The following is a 23364-nucleotide window of genomic DNA, read 5'->3' as shown; positions in this document are numbered from 1 at the left end:
TGGGGGTGGTGGGTCAGCGGGTGTGGTAGTTGGGCGCCTCGACGGTCATCTGGATGTCGTGCGGGTGGCTCTCCTTGAGCCCGGCCGCGGTGATCCGGATGAGCTGGCCCCGGTGGTGCAGGTCGGGGATGTTCTCCGCACCGGCGTACCCCATCGCCAGTCGCAGCCCACCGACGAGCTGGTGGGCCACCCGCGACAGCGGCCCCCGGTAGGGCACCTGGCCCTCGACGCCCTCGGGCACCAGCTTGTCGTCGCTGAGCACGTCCTGCTGGAAGTAGCGGTCCTTCGAGTACGACTTGGCCTGACCACGGGACTGCATCGCGCCGAGCGAGCCCATCCCCCGGTACGTCTTGAACTGCTTGCCGTTGACGAAGATCAGCTCGCCGGGGCTCTCCTCGCAGCCGGCCAGCAGGCTGCCGAGCATCACCGTGTCGGCGCCGGCCACAATGGCCTTGGCGATGTCACCCGAATACTGGATGCCGCCGTCGCCGATCACCGGCACACCGGCCGGACGGGCGGCGCGGGCCGCCTCCATGATCGCGGTGATCTGCGGCACGCCCACCCCGGCGACGATCCGGGTGGTGCAGATCGCACCCGGACCGACACCCACCTTGACCCCGTCGGCGCCGGCGTCGACAAGCGCCTTCGCACCGGCGTAGGTCGCCACGTTGCCGCCCACGACGTCGACGCTCACGTCCTTCTTGAGCCGACGGACCATGTCCAGCACGGCCCGCTGGTGCCCGTGCGCCGTGTCCACGATCAGCACGTCGACGCCCGCGTCGACAAGTGTGCGCGCCCGCTTGTAGGAGTCCTCGCCGACACCGATCGCGGCGGCCACCCGGAGCCGTCCGGCGGCGTCCTTGGTGCTCTCCGGGTACTGCTCGCTCTTGGTGAAGTCCTTCACGGTGATCAGCCCGCGCAGCCGACCCGCCTCGTCCACGATCGGCAGCTTCTCGACCTTGTGCTGGCGCAGCAGCGCCAACGCGTCGTCCTTGCTCACCCCGACCCGGGCGGTGATCAGCGGGGTACGGGTCATGATCTCGTGAACCGGGGTGCTCGGCTCGGACACGAAACGCATGTCGCGGTTGGTGACGATGCCTACCAACTGGCCGTCACCGTCCACCACCGGCACGCCGGAGATCCGGTACCGACCGCACAGCTCGTCGACCTCGCGCAGCGTGTCGTCCGGGCTGGCCGTCACCGGGTTGGTGATCATGCCGGACTCGGAGCGCTTGACCAGGTCGACCTGGAGCGCCTGGTCGTCAACGGAGAGATTGCGGTGCAGCACGCCGATGCCACCCTGACGGGCCATGGCGATCGCCATCCGCGCCTCGGTGACGGTGTCCATGGCGCTGGACAGCAGCGGAATGGTCAACTCGATGTTGCGGGTGAGCTTCGTACGGGTGTTGACCCGACTGGGCACCACGTCCGACTCGCCCGGCTGCAACAACACGTCGTCGAAGGTGAGCCCGAGCGGAACCACCCGCGCCGAGCCTGCCGGCAACTCGGGCAGGTGGCCGCCCAGGTCGGCGTGTTCGGCGCCGGCCGGAAGATCGGTGCTGGGCGAATTTTCCACGATTGCTCCCCTGAGCTGCTCGGATGGGCTTCAGCGAGGTGGCGCGGGCGGACACTGGGACACGCCGCGGTGCCGGCCGGTCGTCCCATCGTACCCAGTGAGCTGGGCGACCTCCGGCGGCGGCGGCACTCCCGGCGCGGTGCCGGGGGGCGGACGTTCACCCCGCGTTGGGTCTACGGTGAGGGGGTGCACGACGAGCCCATCGACCCGTTCAACGGCGACCCGGCCGACCCGACTGCGGGGCTTGACGATCCGGGCGACGACGCGACGCCGGATCCGCTGACCGACGTCGAGCGGCAGGACGTGCTCGAAGACCTCGCCGACCTGGAGATCTACCAGGCTCTGCTGGCACCGATCGGGGTGCGCGGGCTGGTGATCGAGTGCGAGGACTGCCGGGAGCCGCACTACTTCGACTGGGACCTGCTGCGGGGCAACCTGCGGCACCTGCTCAACTCGGGGCGTCCGCGCGTGCACGAGCCGGCCTACGACCCCGACCCGGACCACTACGTGACCTGGGACTACGCCCGTGGGTACGCCGACGGGGTGCACGACACCCTGACCGAGGGCACCGAGGACGAGCCAGGCACCCCCACGAACGACTGACTGCCGCGGACTGATCGTGCCGTTCAGGCGACGGGGCGAGCCTGCTCCCGCCGTCAGGCGACGAGGTCGGCTTGTTTCCGCCGTCAGGCGACGAGGTCGGCTTGTTTCCGCCGTCAGGCGACGAGGTCGGCTTGTTTCCGCCGTCAGGCGACGAGGTCGGCTTGTTTCCGCCGTCAGGCGACGAGGTCGGCTTGTTTCCGCCGTCAGGGCGACCAGGCCGGCCTGATCGCGCCGTCAGGCGACGAGGCCGGCTCGGAAGCCTGCGGCCACCGCGTGTGCCCGGTCCCGGGCGCCGAGCTTGCGGAACAGCCGCCGGGCGTGGGTCTTGACCGTGTCCTCGGACACGAACAGCTCCCGGCCGATCTCCGCGTTGCTCTTGCCCTCGGCCATGCCGAGCAGGACCTGCAACTCCCGCTCGGTGAGCCCGATCGACGCCCGGGTGGGGCGGGTGTTCGGGGCCGGTCGGGCGGCGTCGTTCTGGCCGGTCGCCTGCTCGTCGGTGGCCGGGTCGACCTCGTCCTCGCCCCGCTGCACGGGCACGGACGGCATGCCCGCAGAGCCCTCGCCCGTCGCGGCGGTCCAGCCCGGCTCGGCGGAGCCGCGCAGGGACGGCGCCGAGCGGCCCGATCCGCCGACCGACGCGGTGTCCCGGGCCGGGTCGGTGACCCGCTGCCGGGAGGCCCGGCCGGGCGCGGTGAGCAGCAGCAGGGCCTTGGCCACCGCACTGGTCAGGTCATGGTCGACGTTCTGGATCAGGCCCCGGGCGCCGGCGCTGATGGTGGCCGCCGCGGCCTCGGGTTCCTCGGTGCCGAGCAGCAGGACAGCGGCCTGCGGCGCGCGGGCGAGCACCCGGCGAACGAAGCCCGCGCTGTCCGGCCGGGTGAGGGCCGTGTCGGCGAGCACCACGTCGACCGGCCGTTCGGCGAGCCGGAGCATCACCTCGGGATCGGAGACGGCGGTACGGACGATCGCGGACAACCCCAGCCGCGCGGCAGCGGATGTCAGGTGCTGGGCCGCGAGTGGTGTCCGAACGCACACAAGAACAGTACGCACTGTGGTGGTCTCCTCTCCGCACACGAGCAGACCATGACGAGGTCGGCCCCGGAGGGGGTTCCGGGCAATCATCTGAACTTTTCCGACAACTAGGGCAAAAGCCCTAAGTTGCCGAGCGTTTTCGATCACAGGTGTGTGAGTCGGCAACAGCCGGGGTACCGGAGGGGCCAGGCCGGGAACGGTGCGCCTGCGCGGCCCGCCGCCCGGAAGCCGGCCACAAGGATCTCGCGGTGCCGCGCGGGAGGAGGGGTGCTGATGTCGAACGTACGTAGACTGCCCGGACCCATCGTCGACCTCTGGGACTGGCAGCGGCTCGGTGCCTGCCGAGGCCGCGACAGCGCCCAGTTCTTCCACCCCGACGGCGAGCGGGGCTCATCCCGGCTGCGTCGGGAGTCGTCCGCAAAGGCGGTCTGCCGGGCATGCCCCGTCCGCGCCGAGTGCGCGGCGCACGCGCTGTCGGTCCGTGAGCCGTACGGCGTGTGGGGTGGCTTCAGCGAGTCGGAGCGGCTGCGGCTGCTCGCCCTCGGCTGGGAGGACGTCGCGGACCGCCGGCACGCCCGGGTCGACGTCGCACGGCTGGAGGCCCGACTTGGCAGCACGCACAAGTCTGCTTTCCCGGCCCAGCGCAACGTCGCCTGACACCGACACTCTCAAGACAACGCGCGAACCGCGCCCTCGCATCGGAGGGCGCGGTTCGCGCGTTGTCGCGCGCAGATCTTGGACAGTTACCGTTCCGCGCGAACGGTAACTGTCCAAGATCTGCGTGAGCGGGTGCTCAGCGGACCAGGACGGGGACCGTGTGCCAGCCGGTGGCGCCGTCGGGGACGACACCCTGCGTACGCTCGGTCTGGGTCTCGCCTGTCGCGTCGGTGGCCCGGACCTGGAGTCGGTGCTCGCCCGGCGTGGCGTCCCAGCGCCAGGACCACTGCACCCAGGTGTCCACCGACACCGTGGGCGCCAACTCCGCCTCCTGCCACTCGCCGTCGTCGACGCGCACCTCGACCCGTCGGATGCCCCGATGCTGCGCCCAGGCCACCCCGGCGACGGTCACCGGCCCGGCGGTCAGCCGGTTGCGCCTGCGGGGCGCGTCGATCCGCGACTGGGTCTTGATCGGCCCCTCGACGGACCAGCCGCGCGGCACCCAGTACGCGTCGAAGTCCGCGAACCGGGTCAGCTCCAACTCGGTCACCCACTTGCACGCCGACACGTAGCCGTAGAGGCCCGGCACCACCATCCGGGCGGGGAAACCGTGGTCGACCGGCAAGGGTTCACCGTTCATGCCGATGGCCAGCAGCGCGTCGCGCCCGTCGCGCAGAGCCGCCGTGGGGGTGCCGCAGGTCCAGCCGTCGACCGACCGACCGACGACCTGGTCGGCGTCGTCGTCCGGGTCGACCTCGTCGAGCAGCTCCCGAAGGGGTACGCCCAGCCAGCGGGCGTTGCCGATCAGGTCGCCGCCCACCTCGTTGGAGACGCAGGCAAGCGTCACGTAGCGCTCGACCAGCGGCCGGGCCAGCAGGTCGGCGTACGTGTAGGTGCGTTCGGTGCCGACCCGCCCGTGGATGCGCAGCCGCCACGTGTCCGGGTCCACCTGCGGCACCACGAGCGCGGTGTCGATGCGGTAGAAGCCGAAGTTCGGGGTGACGTACGGCGCGAGCTGCGCCAGCGACAGGTCCGCGCCCGCCGGCACCGCCGCCGCGGGTACGGCAGGCGCGGGCAGGCGAATCGCGTCCCGGGCGGCCGACACCCCGCGCCGCCCGGCCAGCCAGCGCCCGCCCAGACCGGCCACCGCGGCCGTGCCGAGCAGCACCCCGGTGCCGGTGAGGAACCGCCGTCGCGACTCCGGGTCGACCGCCTCCGGCCGCTCCGACCCGGCCAGGTTCGAAGGCCCACCCGGAGGCGGCGAGGCGGCCGGGGGCGGCGCGGGTGGGGTTGGTGGCGACCAGGGCCAGGGGTCCATCTCGAACGGGCCGGCGATGAACAGCCAGAGCACCAGCGCGCCCAGCCCACCGCCGACGAGCGACGGCAGGGCGTCGGCGAGGTCAGCGCCGGGACGGGTCAGCGCGGCGGCCACCCCGACGGCGCCCAGCGCGGCGATACCGGCCAGCCCGATCGCCAGTCGACGCGCCGCGAGCACTCCGATGAGCGCCGCGAACCCGCCCAGCAGCAGGGCCGTGCCGACCAGCAGGGCGATCTTGTCGGCGGTGCCGAAGACGTCGATGGCGAATTGCTTCAGCGGCTCGGGAACGGCGTCGACGACCACCCCGCCGACCGCTACCAGCGGCGCCGACCGGGGTCCGGTCAGTACGGCCACCGGTTCGGCGACTCCGATGGCGACGGTGGCGGCGGTGACTCCGGCCAGCGCGGCGTACCGCCGCGACGTGGTGCTCATCGACCCAGTGTGCGCGGTCGGCTCGCCGGGCTGCCAACCGTGACGGCGCTCGATGGCGGTTTCGGGAACAAGCCGGGGCACACCGTCGTGGACGGTGTGCCCCGGAAAGGGTGGTGCTAGCGGGTCAGAAGCCCGGGCCGTGCTGGTGACCGTGACCGTGGCCGTGGCCGTGCCCACCGGCGCCGGCCTGCTCGGCCTGCTCCGGCTTCTCCACCACGAGGCTCTCCGTGGTGAGCAGCAGGCCGGCGATCGAGGCGGCGTTGGTGACCGCGTTGCGGGTCACCTTCACCGGGTCGATGATGCCGGCCTTGACCAGGTCGCCGTACTCGCCGGTGGCGGCGTCGAGGCCGTGGCCCCACTGCATCTCGGCGACCTTCTGGGTCACGACGTAGCCGTCGTGGCCGGCGTTCTGCGCGATCCAGCGCAGCGGCTCGACGAGCGCCTTGCGCACGATCGAGACGCCGACCTTCTCGTCACCGGTGAAGCCCAGGTCGTCGTCGAGCACCGGAAGGATCTGCACCAGGGCGGCGCCGCCGCCGGGCACGGTGCCCTCCTCGACCGCGGCCTTGGTCGCCGCGATGGCGTCCTCGATGCGGTGCTTGCGCTCCTTCATCTCGACCTCGGTCGCCGCGCCAACCTTGATCACGGCGATACCGCCGGAGAGCTTCGCGAGCCGCTCGGCCAGCTTCTCCCGGTCCCAGTCGGAGTCGGAGGCCTCGATCTCCTTGCGGATCTGGGACACCCGGTCCTCGACGTCGGCCTTCTGGCCGCCGCCGTCGACGATCGTGGTGTTCTCCTTGTCGACCACGACGCGCCGAGCGGTGCCCAGCACCTCAAGGCCAACCTGGTCGATCTTGTAGCCCAGCTCCGGGGCGACCAGTTCGGCGCCGGTGGAGATGGCGATGTCCTGGAGCAGCGCCTTGCGCCGGTCACCGAAGCCCGGGGCCTTCACCGCGCAGACCTTGAGGGTCTTGCGCAGCGAGTTGACCACGAGGGTGGAGAGCGCCTGGCCCTCCACGTCCTCGGCGATGATCAGCAGCGGCTTGCTGTTCTGGAGGACCTTCTCCAGCAGCGGCAGCAGCTCCTCGATCGCGGAGATCTTCTGCGTGGTGACCAGGATGTAGGCGTCCTCGAGGACGGACTCCTGGCCCTCCAGGTCGGTGACGAAGTTGGGCGAGATGAAGCCCTTGTCGAACTGGAGACCCTCGGTCACCTCCAGCTCGGTGGTGAGCATCGAGCCCTCTTCGACGGTGATGACGCCGTCGCGGCCGACCCGCTCCATCGCCTCGGCGATCAGCTCGCCGATCGTGGAGTCCTGCGCGGAGATCGTGGCAACGTTCGCGATCGCCTTCTGGTCGGCGACCTCGACGGCCCGACCGAGCAGCGCCTCGGAGATCTTGGTGGCTGCCGCGTCGACGCCCCGCTTGAGGCCAGCCGGGTTGGTGCCGGCGGTCACGTTGCGCAGGCCCTCACGGACCATCGCCTGCGCCAGCACGGTCGCGGTGGTGGTCCCGTCGCCGGCGACGTCGTTGGTCTTGGTCGCCACCTCCTTGACCAGCTGCGCGCCGAGGTTCTCGTAGGGGTTGGTGAGCTCGATCTCCTTGGCGATGGTCACACCATCGTTGGTGATCGTCGGCGCACCGAATTTCTTGTCCAGGACGACGTTGCGCCCGCGCGGGCCGAGGGTGACCTTGACCGCGTCAGCGAGGGCGTTGACACCGTGCTCCAGCAGGTGTCGGGCGTCGTCCGAGAAGCTCAGGATCTTCGCCATAAATGTCCCTTCGAAGCGACGTTGCCCCGGCCCGGCGAGCCGGACCGGGGCAACGACACTGATCGGTTGCTTACTTCTCGATGACCGCGAGGACGTCGCGGGCGGAGAGCACCAGGTACTCTTCGCCGGCGTACTTGACCTCGGTGCCGCCGTACTTCGAGTAGAGGACGGTGTCGCCGACCTGCACGTCAACCGGAACCCGGTTGCCGTTGTCGTCGACGCGCCCCGGGCCCACAGCGAGGACAGTGCCCTCCTGCGGCTTCTCCTTGGCGGTGTCGGGGATCACGATGCCCGACGCCGTGGTGGTCTCAGCCTCGTTCGCCTGGACCACGATGCGGTCCTCGAGCGGCTTGATCGCAACCTTGGTCGCGGTAGTCACGGGCATACCCTCCTGGGGTACTGGTTTCGTTACCGGCCGGCGGGGCCGGCCAGCGTCAATTGCCACATGCCACCGGGCGGGGCCGTCGTCGCGGGTGCCGGTCCGCCTGGCGTTGCGCACCCGGGTCGCGAGACCCGGAAGCTGGCACCCTCGGGGTGAGAGTGCTAATCGCAGGTTATTCCGTGGCTGGCACTCCGTCAAGGAGAGTGCCAACGCACGGCCTGTCGTGTCGCCACAATCTCGGCGCGCCGGCGTCGGTCATCAACCCGGACCGGCCGCCACTGCCGCTGGTCGGGACAATGCTCGGGTGGATCTCGATCAGCTGGCTGCGCTGCGTACCCCCGAGGGGTCGGCCGCACTCGCGGCGGCGGCCGGGCTGGCCGGCGGCGACCCGCTGGCGGCGGCGTCGGCCCTTCGATCGGCCGGGGTGCCACCCGCGCTCGCGGCGGCGGCGCTCACCCAGGCGGAGCTGCGCCACCGGGCGGTCGGCAAGTTCGGCCCGGCCGCCGCCGGGATGTTCCTCACCCGCGCCGGCCTGGAGCAGGCCACCCGCCGGGTCGTCGCGGACCGCCGCGCCGAACGGCTGCACGCGGCCGGCGTCCGCACGCTGGCCGACCTGGGTTGCGGCCTCGGCGCCGACGCGCTCGCCGCCGCCCGCGCCGGCATCCGGGTGTACGGGGTGGAGGCCGACCCGGTGACCGCCGAGATGGCAGCCGCCAACGCCGCAGCGGCGGGGCTGGCCGAGCGCTTCACTGTCGAGTGCGGCGACGCCACAGCGTTCGACGTCTCCCGGGTCGACGGCGTCTTCTGCGACCCGGCCCGGCGTCGGGCCGGCACCGGCCGTCGGATCTTCGACCCGCGTGCCTACTCACCACCGTGGGACTTCGTGACCGGGCTTGCCGAACGGGTGCCCCGCACTGTGGTGAAGGTGGCGCCGGGGTTGGATCACGCGCTCATCCCGCCCGGCGCGGAGGCGGAGTGGGTGAGCGTGGACGGCGACCTCGTCGAGGCGGCGCTCTGGTGCGGCGAACTGGCCCGGGAGCCCCGCCGCGCCACCGTCCACCGCCAGGAGGGCGCCGGGTTCCGCCGCCACGAGCTGACCGGCTCGGGTGCCGTCGAGGCCCCGGTCGGGCCACCACGCCGCTACCTGTACGACCCGGACGCGGCGGTGGTACGCGCGCACCTCATCGCCGAGCTGGCCGGTGAGCTGGACGCCACCCTCGGCGACCCGAGCATCGCCTACCTCTACGGCGACCAGCCGACCCGCACCCCGTACGCGCGCTGCCTGGAGGTCACCGACGTGCTGCCGTTCTCGCTCAAGCGCCTGCGGGCGCTGCTGCGGGACCGCAGGGTGGGGCGGGTGGAGATCCTCAAGCGGGGTTCGGCGCTCACCCCGGAACAGCTCCGCAAGGATCTGCGGCTGGCCGGCGACCAGGCGGCGAGCCTGGTGCTGACCCGGGTGGCCGGGTCGCCGACGGTGCTTGTCTGCCGGCCTGTCGACTAGGTTCTCAGGCGTGGCGGGACAGGGCACTCCGGCGACGGCACTGCTGGTCAAGCATGGCGTCGCGCATCGCATCCATCCGTACCGGGTGTCTCCGGACGCGCCGAACTACGGCGCGCTGGTGGCGGCGGCGCTCGGTGTGGCACCGGAGCAGGTGTTCAAGTCGTTGGTGACCGAGGTCGACGGTGCGCTCACGGTGGCAGTCGTTCCGGTCACCGGAGAACTGGACCTCAAGGCTCTCGCCGCCGCTGCCGGAGGCAAGCGGGCGACGCTCGCCGACCGATCGGTCGCCGAGCGGGCCACGGGCTACGTACGGGGCGGTATCAGCCCGCTCGGGCAGCGTCGGCGGCTGCCCACGGTGCTTGACGAGTCCGCACTGGACCTGCCGACGATCTACGTCTCCGCTGGCCGGCGCGGTCTGCAACTGGAGCTGGCGGCGGCTGATCTGGTGGCCCTGACCGAGGCCCGCACCGCGGCGTTGCAAGCCCACTGAGGGCTTTCATGACGGTCGACGTCTGGCGGATGAGCGATGAGTAACAACCACGTTGCTGAATTGTTATCGCTATCAACAAACTCTGCACCTACGCGGTCTTGTGGACTCGGCGCGCAGCGCAATACGTTGCCGGGCACAACAAACTACACCTCCTCCACCTTCCGAAAGGACCCTGCACATGCGTAAGGGGATCCTCACCATCGCCGCCGTGGGCCTGCTCGCGACCGGCGGCTTGACCGCCTGTGGCGACGACGACTCCGGCGGCCAGGCCAGCTCCGCCAAGACTCCCAAGATCGGCGTGATCCTCCCGGACAGCAAGTCGTCCGTCCGCTGGGAGACCGCGGACCGCAAGTTCCTCAAGGAAGCGTTCGAGGCCGCCGGCGTCCAGTACGACATCCAGAACGCCCAGAACGACAAGACCGCCTTCCAGACCATCGCCGACCAGATGATCACCGGCGGCGTCACCGTTCTGATGATCGTCAACCTGGACTCCGGCACCGGTAAGGCCGTCCTCGACAAGGCCAAGTCGCAGGGCGTCGCGACCATCGACTACGACCGGCTCACCCTGGGCGGCTCGGCCCAGTACTACGTCAGCTTCGACAACGAGACCGTCGGCAAGCTCCAGGGCGAGGGCCTGGCGAAGTGCCTGACCGCGCAGGGCGCCAAGAACCCCGTCGTGTCGTACCTGAACGGCTCCCCCACCGACAACAACGCCACCCTGTTCAAGAACGGCTACGACTCGGTGCTCAAGCCGAAGTTCGACGCCAAGGAGTACGTCAAGGGCCCCGAGGACGCCGTACCGGCCTGGGACAACGCACAGGCCACGACGATCTTCGAGCAGCAGCTCACCAAGGCCAACGGCAAGATCGACGGTGTGCTGGCCGCCAACGACGGCCTCGGCAACGCGGCCATCTCGGTGCTCAAGAAGAACAAGCTCAACGGCAAGGTCCCGGTCACCGGGCAGGACGCCAGCACCGAGGGCCTGCAGAACATCCTCGCCGGCGACCAGTGCATGACCGTCTACAAGGCGGTCCGGGAAGAGGCCAAGGCTGCCTCCGACCTGGCCATCGCGCTGGCCAAGGGCGAGAAGAAGGACACCGGCCAGACGGTGAAGGACCCCGAAGGCGGCCGCGACGTCCCCTCGGTGCTGCTCACCCCGAAGGCCATCTACAAGGAGAACGTCAAGGACGTCATCGCCGACGGCTACGTGACGAAGGAAGAGGTCTGCGCCGGGACGTACGCCAAGCTCTGCGCCGACGCCGGCATCAGCTGACCGACGACGCAGTACCCGCCGGGACGACACCCGCCGCCCGGCACGGGAGCCACCCTCCCGTGCCGGGCGGCGCCCGCCGGCCAGGCCCCGACCCTCCTAAGGAGACCCCCGTGTCCGCGACCCCCCTGCTGGAACTACGCGGGATCGACAAGAGCTTCGGTCCCGTCCAGGTGCTCCGCGATGTCGCCTTCACCGCCCACCCGGGCGAGGTGACGGCCCTCGTCGGCGACAACGGCGCCGGCAAGTCGACCCTGGTCAAGTGCATCAGCGGCATCTACCCCACCGACGCCGGCGAGTTCCTGTTCAACGGCGAACAGGTGAGCATCAGCAGCCCGCGGGACGCCGCCGACCTCGGCATCGAGGTCGTCTACCAGGACCTCGCCCTCTGCGACAACCTCGACATCGTGCAGAACATGTTCCTCGGCCGGGAGAAGCGCCGCGGCATCGTCCTGGACGAGCCCACGATGGAACAGCTCGCCGCCGAGACGCTCGCCGGGCTGTCCGTGCGCACCGTCACCTCGCTGCGCCAGCACGTCTCCAGCCTCTCCGGCGGCCAGCGACAGACCGTGGCCATCGCCAAGGCGGTGCTGTGGAACAGCAGACTGGTAATCCTGGACGAGCCCACCGCCGCCCTCGGCGTCGCGCAGACCGCCCAGGTGCTCGAACTGGTCCGCCGGCTCGCCGACAACGGCCTCGCCGTGGTGCTCATCTCGCACAACATGAACGACGTCTTCGCCGTCTCCGACCGCATCGCCGCGCTGTACCTCGGCCAGATGGTCGCCCAGGTGAAGACCACCGACATCACCCATTCCCAGGTGGTCGAGCTGATCACCGCAGGGCGCTCGGGCGGGCTCGGCCTCGCCACCGACCCGGGTACGGGCGGCAACGGCAACGGCAACCAGCTGGCCGACTCGACCTCAGGAGGCGACCGATGACCACCACCGCCGTGCGGAAGGACGGCCCCGCCGCCGTCACACCGCCGCCGACAATCGAGGGCCACGTCCGCACCTACGTGAGCCGGGTACGCGGCGGCGACGTCGGCGCGCTCCCTGCCGTTCTCGGCCTTCTCGTGCTCTGCACCGTCTTCGCGATCATGCAGCCGTCGTCGTTCCTGTCCGCCGGCAACTTCGCCAACCTCTTCACACAGGGTGCGGCGGTCACGCTCATCGCGATGGGGCTCGTCTTCGTCCTGCTGCTCGGCGAGATCGACCTCTCCGCAGGCTTCGCCAGCGGCGTCTGCGCAGCCGTACTCGCCAACGTGGTCACAGTTCTCGGCTACCCCTGGTGGGTCGCCGTGCTCGCCGCCGTCGCCACCGGCGTCGTCATCGGCACCACTCTCGGCCTGCTCGTCGCGAAGATCGGCATTCCGTCCTTCGTGGTCACCCTCGCCGGGTTCCTCGCCTTCCAGGGCATCGTGCTGATGCTCATGAAGGAGGGCACGAACATCTCCGTACGCGACGACGTGCTTGTCGCCATCGCCAACCGCAACCTCAGCCCCGCCCTGGGCTGGGTCCTGGCCATCCTCGCCGTCGCCGGCTACGCCGCTGTGCAACTGCTGCGCCACCGCAACCGGGTGGCCCGCGGCCTCATCACCGACCCGCTGGCAGTGGTGGCCGTCCGGATCGGCGGCCTCGCCGTCATCCTCGGCGCGGCGGTCTACATCCTCAACCTGGAGCGCAGCCGCAACGTCCTCATCAGCTCCCTCAAGGGCGTGCCGATCGTCGTACCGGTCATCGCCGTTCTGCTCATCATCTGGACCTTCGTGCTCCAGCGCACCAGCTACGGGCGCCACATCTACGCTGTGGGCGGCAACAGGGAAGCTGCCCGACGCGCCGGCATCGAGGTGGACCGCATCCGGATCTCGGTATTCGTCATCTGCTCCTCGATGGCTGCCGTCGGCGGCATCGTGGCGGCCAGCCGAGCCAACTCGGTCGACCCCAACACCGGGGGCAGTAACGTACTGCTCTACGCCGTCGGCGCGGCGGTGATCGGCGGCACCAGCCTCTTCGGCGGCAAGGGCCGGGTCTTCGACGCCGTCCTCGGTGGAGCGGTGGTCGCGGTCATCGACAACGGAATGGGCCTCATGGGTTACAGCGCGGGAGTCAAGTACGTGGTCACCGGCGTCGTACTCATGCTCGCCGCCAGCGTCGACGCCTTCTCCCGCCGCCGGGCAGCCGCCACCGGCACCCGCTGATCACGCGGGGGGAGGTGACACCACATGCGCCCGGCACCAAGCCAGGACGAGGTCCGGCGGCAGAACCTGGGGGCTCTGCTGCGACACGTACACGTCCACGGGGCGACCACACGGGCCGAACTGACCACCACCCTGAGGCTGAACCGCAGCACCATCGGGGCCCTCACCGCCGACCTGACCGCAGTGGGTCTGGTCAGCGAGGGCACACCGAAGGAGACCGGCCGGGCCGGACGTCCGTCACTGGTCGTCCGGCCCGAATCCAACCGGGTGTACGCGTACGCGTACTCCGTCGAGGTTGACCGGCTGCGCGCCGCCCGCGTCGGGCTCGGCGGCGCGGTGCTGGACCGCCGCGACCTGGACCGACCGCGCGGCCTGTTGGCCGCCGAGGCCGCGCCGCTGCTGGCCGGCGCGGTCAAGGAGATGCAGCAGACGGTGCCCGCCGACGCGATCTGCGTCGGCGCGGGCGTGGCCGTCTGCGGCATGGTCCGCCGCGACGACGGCCTGGTCCGGCTCGGTCCCACCACCGGCTGGGTGGACGAGCCGATCGGCGCGGCGCTCGGCGCCGAACTCGGCATCGACGTACCGATCACCGTGGGCAACGTGGCCGACGTGGCGGCGTTCGCCGAGCACACCCGGGGCGTCGCGGCCGGCTGCGACAACGTCATCTACCTGTACGGCGATGTCGGGGTCGGCGCCGGCATCATCGCCGGTGGACGAAGGCTCACCGGGCACGGCGGATACGGCGGCGAGGTCGGCCACATGAAGGTGGTCCGCGACGGCCTGCCCTGCGAGTGCGGGGCCCGGGGCTGCTGGGAAACCGAGATCGGCGAGCACGGCCTGCTGCGGGCCGCCGGGCGCTCCGACGCCCGGGGCCGCGAGGCGCTGCTGGCCGTCTTCGACGCCGCCGACCGGGGTGACGCACGAGCCCAGACGGCGGTACGCCAGGCCGGCGACTGGCTCGGCTTCGGAATCGCCAACCTGGTGAACGTCTTCAACCCCGAGATGCTCATCTTCGGCGGCACCATGCGCGACCTCTACCTCGCCTCGGCAGCCCAGATCCGCAGCCGCCTCAACTCCAACGCGCTTGGCGCGTGCCTGGAGCACGTCCGGCTGCGCACCCCCCAACTGGGCGAGGACGCGCCCCTGATCGGCGCCGCCGAGCTGGCCTTCGAGCGGCTCCTCGCGGACCCCCTCGACGTGGGCTGACGCGCGTACCCTGTCCGGCGTGGATGTCGAGCTGCGCGCCTCCGACGACGACCGCCATCGGGTGGTCGCCGAGCTGCACCGGCACACCACAGCGGGCCGGCTGACGCTCGACGAGTTCTCCGAACGGGTAGGTGCTGTATGGACGGCCCGTACCCTCGGTGACCTCGCCGTGCTGACCCGTGACCTGCCAGCTCTACCCGGCGCCGGCGCCAGCACCCCGGCCGGCGCCGAGCACCTGGGGCACGGCCGCCGGGAGCTGCTGGTGCTCTTCGCCGTCGCCGCTGTGACCCTGCTGCTGCTCGGTGGTCTCCTCGCCATCACCCGCTGATCCGCGCCCGCGCCGATGAACTGATCGAGCGGAAAGTCCGTACCAGTGGGCGGACGGGCAGCCGGTAGGCAACGGCTGCCCGGTCCAGACGCGCGTTTCGGTCCGGACCGAGGAGGCACCCCAGACATGGCACCGCTCAGATCCGCCCGTCGCCAGCCGGGCAACCGGACCCACCGGGCGGCGCTGCTGCTCATCGCGATCGTCGCGGGGATCGGTGTGCTGCCCGGCGTGGCCGTCGCCGCTCCCGCCGGTGGGCAACAGCTCAACGCCGCAGACATGACGTTGCTCAACGGGGTGCGGCTGGCCGGGCTGTGGGAGATGCCCGCCGGCCAGATGGCCGCCGAGAAGGGGCAGTCGGCAAAGGTCCGGGAGATCGGTGCGGGCATCGCCAACGAGCACCAGAAGCTCGACCAGCTCGTCGTGGATGCCGCAAACAAGCTCGGCGCGACCATCCCCAGTGAACCGACCGCCGAGCAGAAGGGCTGGCTGGCCGAGATGCAGAAGGCATCCGGCGCCCGGTTCGACCAGATCTTCGTCACCCGGCTCCGGGTGGCCCACGGCAAGATCTTCCCGGTGATCGGTGCGGTGCGGGCCAGCACCCGTGACGCGACGGTCCGCAAGCTCTGCGACGACGCCAACGGCTTCGTCATGCACCACATGCAGATGTTGGAGAGCACCGGCCTGGTCCGTTGGCCGGAACTGCCGCCGGCCGCCCTGCCCGCTCCGGGCTCAGACGGGCTGCTGGCCGCCGCCGCAGCCAACACCGGCCCACAGGTCGGTGTCAGCAGCACTGTCGTCTGGCTGGTCTTCCTCGCCGCACTGGGCACCGGCGGGATCGCCACCTACCGCATGTTGCGCCGCAACTGACAGTCGTTGGTGGCCCCGTTCAGCGGTCGACCTGGGTGAAATCCCAGGAGTGCGGGGCGCGGGCCACCAGCAGGGCGGGCGGATCGGGCAGCGGGCGCGGGTTGCTGCGCCACTTGGAGATCACCACCACCCGGTGGTCGGTGGAGGAGAAGACCTCACTGGACACGTGCAACGGGTCGTGCTCCAACTCGGGCAGGGCGGTGTCGCACACCCACGTGATCAGGTCCGCGACACCGTACGCCTCGGCCCGCGCCTCCCACATCCGCACGATCATCTCCGGTGCCCCCGTCACACGCTGACCGTTGTCAGCGGCAGCGCCGAGTCGGCCGGCAGGTCCAGCCGGCTCGGCGCGACCCCGGCGGCGACCAGGTGCGAACCGAGCGCCGCCACCATCGCCCCGTTGTCGGTGCACAGTTTCGGCCGGGGCACCCGGACCCGGATGCCGTACTTCTCGGCCCGCTGCTCGGCAAGCGCCCGCAGTCGGGAGTTCGCCGCCACTCCCCCGCCGATCACCAGCGTGTCGATGCCGTTCGCCCGGCAGGCGGCGAGCGCCTTGCTGGTCAGCACGTCGCAGACCGCCTCCTGGAAGGAGGCTGCCACGTCGGCCACCGGCACCGGCTCACCGGCGCGCTGCCGCGCCTCGACCCAGCGGGCGACGGCGGTCTTGAGCCCGGAGAACGAGAAGTCATACCTATGGGCGGCGAGGTCCTTGGCTGCGGTGAGGCCGCGCGGGAAGGCGATCGAGGCGGCGTCACCGGCCCGTGCCTCCCGGTCGATGGGCGGGCCACCCGGGAACGGCAACCCGAGCAGCCGGGCAACCTTGTCGAACGCCTCACCGGCCGCGTCGTCGATTGTCGCGCCGAGTGGGGTCACGCCCCGGGCCAGGTCGTCGACGAGCAGCAGGGACGAGTGCCCGCCGGAGACGAGCAACGCGATGGCGGGTTCCGGCAGCGGCCCGTGCTCCAACGTGTCCACCGCGACGTGTGCGGCGAGGTGGTTCACGCCGTACACCGGCTTCTCGGCGGCCAACGCGTACCCCTTGGCTGCGGCGACGCCGACCAGCAGGGCACCGGCGAGACCGGGCCCGGAGGTGACCGCGATGGCGTCGATGTCGGCCAGGGTGACGCCGGCTTCGGTCAGAGCCCGCTGCATGGTCGGCACGATGGCTTCCAAGTGGGCGCGGCTGGCCACCTCGGGTACCACGCCACCGAAGCGGGCGTGCTCCTCGACGCTCGACGCGAGCGCGTCGGCAAGCAGGGTGTGCCCCCGCACGATGCCGACACCGGTCTCGTCGCAGGAGGTTTCGATGCCCAGGATCAGCGGTTCGTCAGCCATTGTCGTGTGGTCCGTTCCCGGTCGGCTCGGCGACGCGTTGCATGACCAGCGCGTCGGTGTTGCTCGGTTGGTAGTAGCCGCGCCGCACCCCGATCGGCTCGAAGCCGTACATCGCGTAGAGCCGCTGCGCGGCGACGTTGTCCGCGGCGACCTCAAGCAGGGTGTTGCGGGCACCGCGCCGGGCTGCCTCGGCGAGCAGGTCCTCCAGCAGGGCACGTCCCACGCCGCGTCGCTGGGCGTCCCGGCGGACTGCGATGTTCTGCACCCACACCTCGTCCGGCGGGGCTCCGGCGAGCCCGGCGTAGCCGAGAATGGTGCCGTCGGCGTCGACCGCGACACGGTAGTAATGCCCGTTGGCCAGTTCGTTCCAGAACATCGCCGGCGACCATTGTTCGGCACCGAAGAGGTCCGCCTCGATCGGCAGCACCTCGTTGACGTGCCACCAACGGAACGGTTCCAGCCGGACGGTCGTGCTCACGGGAGGACCGGTTTGCGGGCGGTCGCCGCCACCGCGTCCGGTCGGCGCAGGTAGAGCGGGGTGAGTCGTTCACCGGGCGCGCCGGCCCGGATCCGCTCGCCGGCGAGCAGCGCCAGCACTGTGGCATCCGGGTAGCGGGGCTCGACCCGGACCGGCATCTCCAGGACCTCGGCGTACCGGTGTGCTCCGTCGCCCACCGCGACAGTTGCCCCCAACTCCCGGGCGCGTGCGGCGGCCACAGCCGGCGTGGACACCTCTGGACCGACGATTCGCTGGCCCGCGCCGTCGTAGACGGCCCAGTACAGTTCCCGCCGACGGGCGTCGCTGGCCGCCAGCACCGGCTCACCGACGGCCGCCGGGTGGCCGATCCCGTCGAGGGAGCAGACGCCGTACGTGGGGATGCCGAGCACCTGACCCATCGTGGCGGCGGTGACCAGCCCGACCCGCAGCCCCGTGAACGGCCCCGGACCGAGCCCGGCGACGATGGCGGCCAGGTCACCCGGACGCGCGCCGACGTCGGCAAGGACCGCCTCGATCTGGGGCGCGAGCAGTTCACCGTGCGCGCGGGCGTCGACCGTGCACCGGTGCGCACGGGACGTCACGCCGGCAGCCGAGACCTCCACCAGCGCTGCGGTCACCGCGGGGGTTGAGCTGTCCACCACGAGTACGAGCACGGTAAGCCAGCCTAGCCGCCCCACCGCCACCACCCGGTCACGCCCCGCCCCTCCCGCCCGCCCCTCCCGGCCTTGGCCCATTTCCCCCCGACCCGCCCCCGCCGCCGTCCAGCCCTCACCCATCCGCCGACCACACCACCGGCACCACCCGCCTCGCCCGCACCGCCGAGCACTACCGGCACCGCCGGGCACCGCCGGGCACCACCAGGCGCCACCGGCACCGCCAGGCGCCACCGGCACCGCCGAGCACCGCCGAGCACCACCAGGCGCCACCGGCACCGCCGAGCACCGCCGAGCACCGCCCGGCGGCGCGCCGGCTAACTCCGCCGCTCGGACGCGCCAACCGCCGCCAGGCCCGTCGGCAAACGCCGGCTGCCCCGCAGCTCGGACCTACCCATCGCCGCCCGGGCCTGTCGGCAACGCGGCCTCACCTCGCAGCTCGGACTCGCCCACCGCCGCCACCGTTCGGCAGCGCTGCCCTGACTGCCAAGCTCGGCCCTGCCCACCGCCTTCCGGGCCGGCGGGCGGCGCATTCGCTCGTGAGCTTGATACCTGTGAGTCATATTGATGACTCACAGGTATCAAGCTCGTCAGAGTGAGGCCGCAGGCAGGCAGGCCGCCATCGAGTCTGACCAGGCGGCCGCCGGCCACACGGATACCGGTCGGATGGATGCCTGCCCCATGGATGCCGGCCTCACGAACACACCTGCCCACCATGCTGGCGAGTCAGCAATGTGCCACAGCGGTATCGCAGGCAACTCGGGCCGGTCCACCATGCCGGAATGTCATCCACTCGCCTCGGCACCCTGCTGGGCGCCACAGTGCGTCAACAACGGCACCTACGCGAGCTGAACCAACGTCAGCTCGCCGAGATGGCCGGGGTCAGCCAGGCGGCGGTTGCCCGGGTCGAGAGCGGCAGCCGCACTCCCAGCATCGCCATCCTCGAAACGTTGCTCGCTGCGATGGATATCCAGCTGACCGTCGGGGTCGAACCTCTCGACGCGCACCTCGACGCCCGGATCGACGACCTGGCCGCCCGACCGATCGCCGAGCGGATCGATGAGCTGGATCTAGGCCGGTTGCTCGACCGGCTCCCCGATCTCCCGAAGGTGATCACCGGAAGCACTGCGGCGCTGTTGCAGGGCGCGCCGGTGCCGGTCGACGCGCTGGAAATCGCCCTGCGCTGGCAGGACTCGAAACCGTTCACAGGCTGGCTGGAGGCGAACTACGGCCAGCGGTGGAACGCCCGCTGGGGTGAATTCGGCGGGGTGTGGCTGGATCCTGAAGAACCGGGCGAGCACCGTTGGTCGACCCGCTACGGCGAGATCCGGGCCACGATGTGCGACGAGCTGCCCGCAACCATTGAGGTACGCCACGGCGGGCGGGGTTACCAGGTGGTGCCGCTGGTCGAGCTGGAGTTGACCGAACCGCGGGCCGCCGAGCTGCTACGCCGCTACCGGGCCCGACAGCTGGCCAGCTGAGATTGACCCACCGACCGGCAGCCGGGCGCACCTGCACGACCGGCCACACGAAACGGCACTGCCAGCCCGGCGCGGCCAGCCCAGCCCGGGCGCGGCGCGGCCAGCCCAGCCCGGGCGCGGCCAGCACGGCGCGGCGGCACGGCGCTGCGGCGCGGTCAGCAGACGGCAGGCGCGGTCAGCTGGCGGTGCGCTCCCAGTCGATGGTGGGAAGGCCAGCGTCGGCTAGGGCCTTGTTGGCCGCGCTGAACGGGCGGCTGCCGAGGAAGCCTCGGGGGTTCATCGGGCTGGGATGACCGGCCTCCAGCACGACGTGCTGCGGGTTGGTGACCAGGGCCGCCTTCTTACGGGCGTAGCCGCCCCAGAGCAGGAAGACCACCCGGTCCGTCGAGGCGTCCAGCGCACGGATGGTGGCGTCGGTGAACTCTTCCCAACCGGCGTTGGCGTGCGAGCCCGGTGTGGCCTGGCGCACGGTCAGCACCGCGTTGAGCAGCAGCACGCCCTGCGCGGCCCAACCTGCGAGGTTGCCGCCACTCGGCTTGGGCACGCCGACGTCCTCGGCCAGCTCCTTGAAGACGTTGCGCAGGGACGGCGGCACCGCCACCCCGTCGCGGACGCTGAAGCTGAGCCCGTGTGCCTGCCCGGCCCGGTGGTACGGGTCCTGCCCGAGGATCAACACCCGGGTGCTCTGCGGCGGGCAGAGCCGGTATGCCGAGAACAGGTCCTCCAGAGGCGGGAAGACGGTGTGTGTCGCGTACTCCCGGGTGACGAACTCGGCCAGCGCGGCGGTGCGGGCCGGATCCAGGTGGGGAGTGAGCACGGCACGCCACGGCTCCGGCAACAGGGCCAAAAGATCCAGGGCGGGAGCGTCGTCGGGCATCAGGAACCTCTTCCAGCGCGGGTCGGTCCCCCGCACTCTAGGCACCGCGTACGACAGCGGCCCGTCGGCCTAACCCAAGTCGGCGAGCCGCCTGGCCCAGTCGCCGCCCACCGGGTCCAGCTCGATGATCCGAGTGTCGTCGTCGCGGCGGTCGATGCGGACCCGCAGGTGCGCGTCGACCAACTGCTCCACCAGGCCCTCGCCCCACTCCACAACGGTCACCGACTCGTCCACCGAGGCGTCCAGGTCCAGATCGTCGATCTCGGCACGGGGGTCGCTGGCGTCGCCCAAGCGGTACGCGTCGGCGTGCACCAACGACACCTGGCCACCCCGTGCCGGGTCCGGCCGGTGCACCCGGGCGATCACGAACGTCGGTGAGGTGATGTCGCCAAGCACGCCAAGCCCGGCGCCGATGCCTTGGGTGAGTGCCGTCTTGCCCGCGCCCAGCGGCCCGGTCAACAGCACCAGGTCACCGGCGCGCAGCAGACCGGCCAGCCGGCGACCGAACTCGCGGGTGTCCTCGACGGTCGGCAGTTTGACGACGTGACTCACCGGTCCTCCACGCTCTCCAGTGACTCGAGAAACCGCTCCAGCGCGGCGTTGACCTCGTCGGCGTGCTCCAGCATCACCACGTGCCCGCTGTCCTTGATCTTGACGAACTCGGCATGCGGCAACCGCCGGACGATCTCCTCCGAATGAGTCACCGGAGTGATCATGTCCTTGTCGCCGACGACCACCAGCACCGGGGCGTTCGCCAACGCGGCAAGTGCCGGGAATCGCGAGTGCGTGGCAATGGTCCGCAGGTAGCGGGTCACCGTGTCAGCCGACGTTCGGGAGTTCATCATCTCCACGTAGGACACCAACGCAGGGCTGGGCTTACGGGTGCCGAAGCCGTACTTGCGGGTGAGCAGCCAGGCCACGTTCGACGTGGACCTGCGGGCTCTGTCGATCACCTGGCCGCCGTACCGGGTGGCGTTGCTGGCCATGTACAGCACCGGGCCACCGACCCGGCCCAGCAGCGCCGGCGCGACAAGCTTGGTCTCCGCGATCAACCCGCCCGAGGTGGCCATCAGGACGGTGCCGACCACCCGGTCACCGAACAACTCCGGGAACAACTCGGCGAACGCCATGATGGTCATGCCGCCCATCGAGTGGCCGACAAGCACCAGTGGCCCGTCCGGGGCGGTCCGGTCGATCACCTGACGCAGCGTCCGGCCCAGCACCGCGAGGTCGTACTCGCCGGTCTCCAACCGGCCGGACCGGCCGTGACCCGGCTGGTCGTACGCGACGATCCGGTAGTCGCCGCGGGCGGCGAGCATCTGGCGCTGGAAGTGGAATGTGCCCATGTCCAGGCAGAAGCCGTGCACGAGCACCACCGTGGGATGCCCGGGCACCGGGCGGGTCGGCTCCACCACCTCGACGTGGATGTCGGTGCCGTCCGGCAGTTCCAGCCGGAACGCCTCGTCGCACGGCTGCTCGTCGAACCTCTCATGCGCGTAACGGTCGGCGGGGTCGGCCTTGAGCCGCCGCACCAGGGTGCGTTCGGTCGCGACACCGGCGGCCAGACCGGCCGCGGCGACACCCACCGCAGCGCCCAGCAGGCCGGCGACCCGGCCGGCGGCCGTCCGCGGACGAGGGATGCGGTAGCTCATGACGCCAACCCTGTTCGCGACTGCGGGGCTCGCAAACCCGGCTCACTCCTCGCGCTCACGGTCGTTCGCCGTCGTAGACGCGGGGCACCCGGGTGCTGCCGAACCGGGTGACGATCTCGTAGTTGATCGTGCCGGCCGCCTCGGCCCAGTCGTCGGCGGTCGGTGCGCCGTCCCTGCCGTCGCCGAACAACGTCGCGACGTCACCGTCGACCACCGGGTCGTCGCCACAGTCGATCACGAACTGGTCCATGCAGACCCGCCCGGAAATGGTCCGGCGTGCCCCGGCGAGCTGCACTGGCCCGGTGTTGGACGCGTGCCGGGGTACCCCGTCGGCGTAGCCGAGAGGCACCAGGGCCAGATTCGCGTCCGCGTCCGTGGTGTAGGTGTGCCCGTAGGAGACGCCGGTGCCGGCGGGCACCCGCTTGGTGAGCATCACCCGGGCGCGGGCGGTCATCGCCGGTCGCAGCCCGTACGTCTCGCCGGCCACCGGGGACAGGCCGTAGACGGCCAGTCCGGGGCGGACCAGGTCGAAGTGCGTGTCGGGGCGGGTCAGGGTGGCCGCCGAGTTGGCGAGGTGCCGCCAGCGGGGGCGCAGCCCGGCCTGCTCGACCATGGCCAGGCCCTCGTGGAAGACGGCCAACTGGCGGTCGGTGGTGGGGTGGCCGGGCATGTCCGCGTACACGAAATGGCTCCACACACCGACCACCTCGACCATGCCGTCGGTCTGCGCCTTCGCGGCGGCGTCCAGCAGCTCCGGCCAGTCGGCGACGGTGGCGCCACCTCGGGAGAGCCCGGTGTCGATCTTCAGGTGCAGCCTGGCCGGACGTTCAGCGCGGCGGCTCGCCTCGATCATCTCGTCCAGTTGCGGCAGGCTGGCCGCGCTCAGGTCCACCCCCGCGCTGACCCCCTCGTGCAGGGGCAGCCCGGGTGCGAGCAGCCAGGCCAGCACCGGCGCGGTGATCCCGCCCCGGCGCAGCGTCAGCGCCTCGTCGAGGGTGCACACGCCGAGCCAGTCGGCGCCGGCGTCCAGGGCGGCACGGGCGGCCGGGAGCATGCCGTGGCCGTACCCGTCGCCCTTGACGACCGCCATCACCTCGGCGGTCGTGCCGGAGCGGAGCCGGCTCACGTTCTCGCGGATCGCGTCAAGGTCGACACGTACCTCGGCCTGCCACATGTACCCAGCCTACTTTCCGCGCTGATCACCGCGGGCGGCGACGCACGGCCCCGACCCGTC

The 23364-nt window shown here is 71.3% G+C and carries 23 protein-coding genes and 2 pseudogenes; 11 read left to right on the top strand and 14 right to left on the bottom strand.

Going from position 1 to position 23364, the window contains the following annotated elements; genetic code table 11:
• Positions 1-13 precede the first annotated feature (13 nt).
• A complete protein-coding gene (gene guaB / locus F4558_RS30570) occupies positions 14-1576 on the bottom strand; it encodes an IMP dehydrogenase (RefSeq protein WP_053660556.1) in 1563 nt (520 codons plus the stop codon).
• A gap of 186 nt (positions 1577-1762) precedes the next feature.
• Here guaB and F4558_RS30565 point away from each other — a divergent pair, with 186 nt between their 5' ends.
• A complete protein-coding gene (locus tag F4558_RS30565) occupies positions 1763-2179 on the top strand; it encodes a DUF5319 domain-containing protein (RefSeq protein ID WP_053660643.1) in 417 nt (138 codons plus the stop codon).
• 234 nt (positions 2180-2413) lie between these two features.
• Here the strand turns inward: F4558_RS30565 and F4558_RS30560 are convergent, their stop codons facing one another.
• Complete coding sequence (locus F4558_RS30560; protein WP_053660645.1) at positions 2414-3232, bottom strand: helix-turn-helix transcriptional regulator; 819 nt, start codon at positions 3230-3232, stop codon at positions 2414-2416.
• A gap of 255 nt (positions 3233-3487) precedes the next feature.
• On the opposite strand from F4558_RS30560, the gene F4558_RS30555 reads away from it, so the two are divergent.
• Positions 3488-3871 carry a WhiB family transcriptional regulator gene (locus F4558_RS30555; RefSeq protein WP_053660647.1) on the top strand — a complete coding sequence of 128 codons (384 nt, stop codon included), beginning with the start codon at positions 3488-3490 and terminating at the stop codon, positions 3869-3871.
• A gap of 136 nt (positions 3872-4007) precedes the next feature.
• On the opposite strand, the pseudogene F4558_RS30550 reads toward F4558_RS30555, so the two are convergent.
• The 4 genes and pseudogenes from F4558_RS30550 to groES form a co-directional block, all read right to left on the bottom strand.
• A pseudogene (locus F4558_RS30550) lies at positions 4008-5075 on the bottom strand (molybdopterin-dependent oxidoreductase); the annotation flags it as partial.
• 75 nt (positions 5076-5150) lie between these two features.
• A pseudogene (locus tag F4558_RS32430) lies at positions 5151-5621 on the bottom strand (molybdopterin-binding oxidoreductase); the annotation flags it as partial.
• Between the two features lie 124 nt (positions 5622-5745).
• Positions 5746-7392 (bottom strand): chaperonin GroEL, encoded by a 1647-nt coding sequence (groL, locus tag F4558_RS30545; RefSeq protein ID WP_167947041.1) that lies wholly within the window; start codon positions 7390-7392, stop codon positions 5746-5748.
• Positions 7393-7462: 70 nt separating this feature from the next.
• Entirely contained in the window at positions 7463-7771 is a 309-nt protein-coding gene (gene groES / locus F4558_RS30540; RefSeq protein WP_007465101.1) for a co-chaperone GroES, read from the bottom strand.
• 307 nt (positions 7772-8078) lie between these two features.
• Here groES and F4558_RS30535 point away from each other — a divergent pair, with 307 nt between their 5' ends.
• The 8 genes from F4558_RS30535 (at position 8079) to F4558_RS30500 (ending at position 15633) form a co-directional block, all read left to right on the top strand.
• Complete coding sequence (locus F4558_RS30535; RefSeq protein WP_167947039.1) at positions 8079-9275, top strand: THUMP-like domain-containing protein; 1197 nt, start codon at positions 8079-8081, stop codon at positions 9273-9275.
• A 10-nt stretch (positions 9276-9285) separates the two neighbouring features.
• The gene (gene ybaK / locus F4558_RS30530) at positions 9286-9765 is read left to right on the top strand and encodes a Cys-tRNA(Pro) deacylase (RefSeq protein WP_167947037.1); all 480 of its coding nucleotides are present in this window, start codon (positions 9286-9288) and stop codon (positions 9763-9765) included.
• Between the two features lie 178 nt (positions 9766-9943).
• Positions 9944-11038 carry a sugar ABC transporter substrate-binding protein gene (locus F4558_RS30525; protein ID WP_167947035.1) on the top strand — a complete coding sequence of 365 codons (1095 nt, stop codon included), beginning with the start codon at positions 9944-9946 and terminating at the stop codon, positions 11036-11038.
• Between the two features lie 110 nt (positions 11039-11148).
• The gene (locus tag F4558_RS30520; RefSeq protein ID WP_053660566.1) at positions 11149-11973 is read left to right on the top strand and encodes an ATP-binding cassette domain-containing protein; all 825 of its coding nucleotides are present in this window, start codon (positions 11149-11151) and stop codon (positions 11971-11973) included.
• The gene (locus F4558_RS30515; RefSeq protein ID WP_053660568.1) at positions 11970-13232 is read left to right on the top strand and encodes a sugar ABC transporter permease; all 1263 of its coding nucleotides are present in this window, start codon (positions 11970-11972) and stop codon (positions 13230-13232) included. Before F4558_RS30520 ends, F4558_RS30515 begins: the two co-directional genes overlap by 4 nt.
• A gap of 24 nt (positions 13233-13256) precedes the next feature.
• Positions 13257-14438, top strand: a complete 1182-nt coding sequence (locus F4558_RS30510; protein WP_053660570.1) for an ROK family protein — start codon at positions 13257-13259, stop codon at positions 14436-14438.
• Positions 14439-14457: 19 nt separating this feature from the next.
• The gene (locus tag F4558_RS30505; RefSeq protein ID WP_167947033.1) at positions 14458-14766 is read left to right on the top strand and encodes a DUF1707 SHOCT-like domain-containing protein; all 309 of its coding nucleotides are present in this window, start codon (positions 14458-14460) and stop codon (positions 14764-14766) included.
• A gap of 126 nt (positions 14767-14892) precedes the next feature.
• Positions 14893-15633, top strand: a complete 741-nt coding sequence (locus F4558_RS30500; RefSeq protein WP_053660574.1) for a DUF4142 domain-containing protein — start codon at positions 14893-14895, stop codon at positions 15631-15633.
• A 19-nt stretch (positions 15634-15652) separates the two neighbouring features.
• Here the strand turns inward: F4558_RS30500 and F4558_RS30495 are convergent, their stop codons facing one another.
• The 4 genes from F4558_RS30495 to tsaB are packed head-to-tail and all read right to left on the bottom strand — an operon-like array spanning position 15653 to position 18120.
• Positions 15653-15907 (bottom strand): hypothetical protein, encoded by a 255-nt coding sequence (locus F4558_RS30495; protein ID WP_053660576.1) that lies wholly within the window; start codon positions 15905-15907, stop codon positions 15653-15655.
• A gap of 14 nt (positions 15908-15921) precedes the next feature.
• A complete protein-coding gene (gene tsaD / locus F4558_RS30490; protein ID WP_053660578.1) occupies positions 15922-16968 on the bottom strand; it encodes a tRNA (adenosine(37)-N6)-threonylcarbamoyltransferase complex transferase subunit TsaD in 1047 nt (348 codons plus the stop codon).
• The gene (rimI, locus tag F4558_RS30485) at positions 16961-17446 is read right to left on the bottom strand and encodes a ribosomal protein S18-alanine N-acetyltransferase (protein WP_167947031.1); all 486 of its coding nucleotides are present in this window, start codon (positions 17444-17446) and stop codon (positions 16961-16963) included. The genes tsaD and rimI overlap by 8 nt, the downstream gene beginning before the upstream one ends.
• Positions 17443-18120, bottom strand: a complete 678-nt coding sequence (gene tsaB, locus F4558_RS30480; protein ID WP_167947029.1) for a tRNA (adenosine(37)-N6)-threonylcarbamoyltransferase complex dimerization subunit type 1 TsaB — start codon at positions 18118-18120, stop codon at positions 17443-17445. The genes rimI and tsaB overlap by 4 nt, the downstream gene beginning before the upstream one ends.
• A 782-nt stretch (positions 18121-18902) precedes the next feature.
• Between tsaB and F4558_RS30475 the strand changes: the two genes are divergently transcribed.
• Complete coding sequence (locus F4558_RS30475) at positions 18903-19601, top strand: helix-turn-helix domain-containing protein (RefSeq protein ID WP_167947027.1); 699 nt, start codon at positions 18903-18905, stop codon at positions 19599-19601.
• Positions 19602-19776: 175 nt separating this feature from the next.
• Here the strand turns inward: F4558_RS30475 and ung are convergent, their stop codons facing one another.
• The 4 genes from ung to alr form a co-directional block, all read right to left on the bottom strand.
• Complete coding sequence (gene ung, locus F4558_RS30470; protein WP_053659544.1) at positions 19777-20478, bottom strand: uracil-DNA glycosylase; 702 nt, start codon at positions 20476-20478, stop codon at positions 19777-19779.
• A gap of 69 nt (positions 20479-20547) precedes the next feature.
• Positions 20548-21030, bottom strand: a complete 483-nt coding sequence (gene tsaE, locus F4558_RS30465) for a tRNA (adenosine(37)-N6)-threonylcarbamoyltransferase complex ATPase subunit type 1 TsaE (protein WP_167947025.1) — start codon at positions 21028-21030, stop codon at positions 20548-20550.
• Positions 21027-22130, bottom strand: coding sequence for an alpha/beta fold hydrolase (locus tag F4558_RS30460; protein WP_053659532.1), 1104 nt, complete (start codon positions 22128-22130; stop codon positions 21027-21029). Before F4558_RS30460 ends, tsaE begins: the two co-directional genes overlap by 4 nt.
• Positions 22131-22185: 55 nt before the next feature.
• A complete protein-coding gene (alr, locus tag F4558_RS30455; protein ID WP_167947023.1) occupies positions 22186-23304 on the bottom strand; it encodes an alanine racemase in 1119 nt (372 codons plus the stop codon).
• Positions 23305-23364 lie beyond the last annotated feature (60 nt).

The sequence above is a fragment of the Micromonospora profundi genome (assembly GCF_011927785.1).
Taxonomy (GTDB): Bacteria; Actinomycetota; Actinomycetes; order Mycobacteriales; family Micromonosporaceae; genus Micromonospora; species Micromonospora profundi.
The sequence above is the reverse complement of the archived record's forward strand: the minus strand, read 5'-3'. Positions and strand labels throughout refer to the sequence as shown.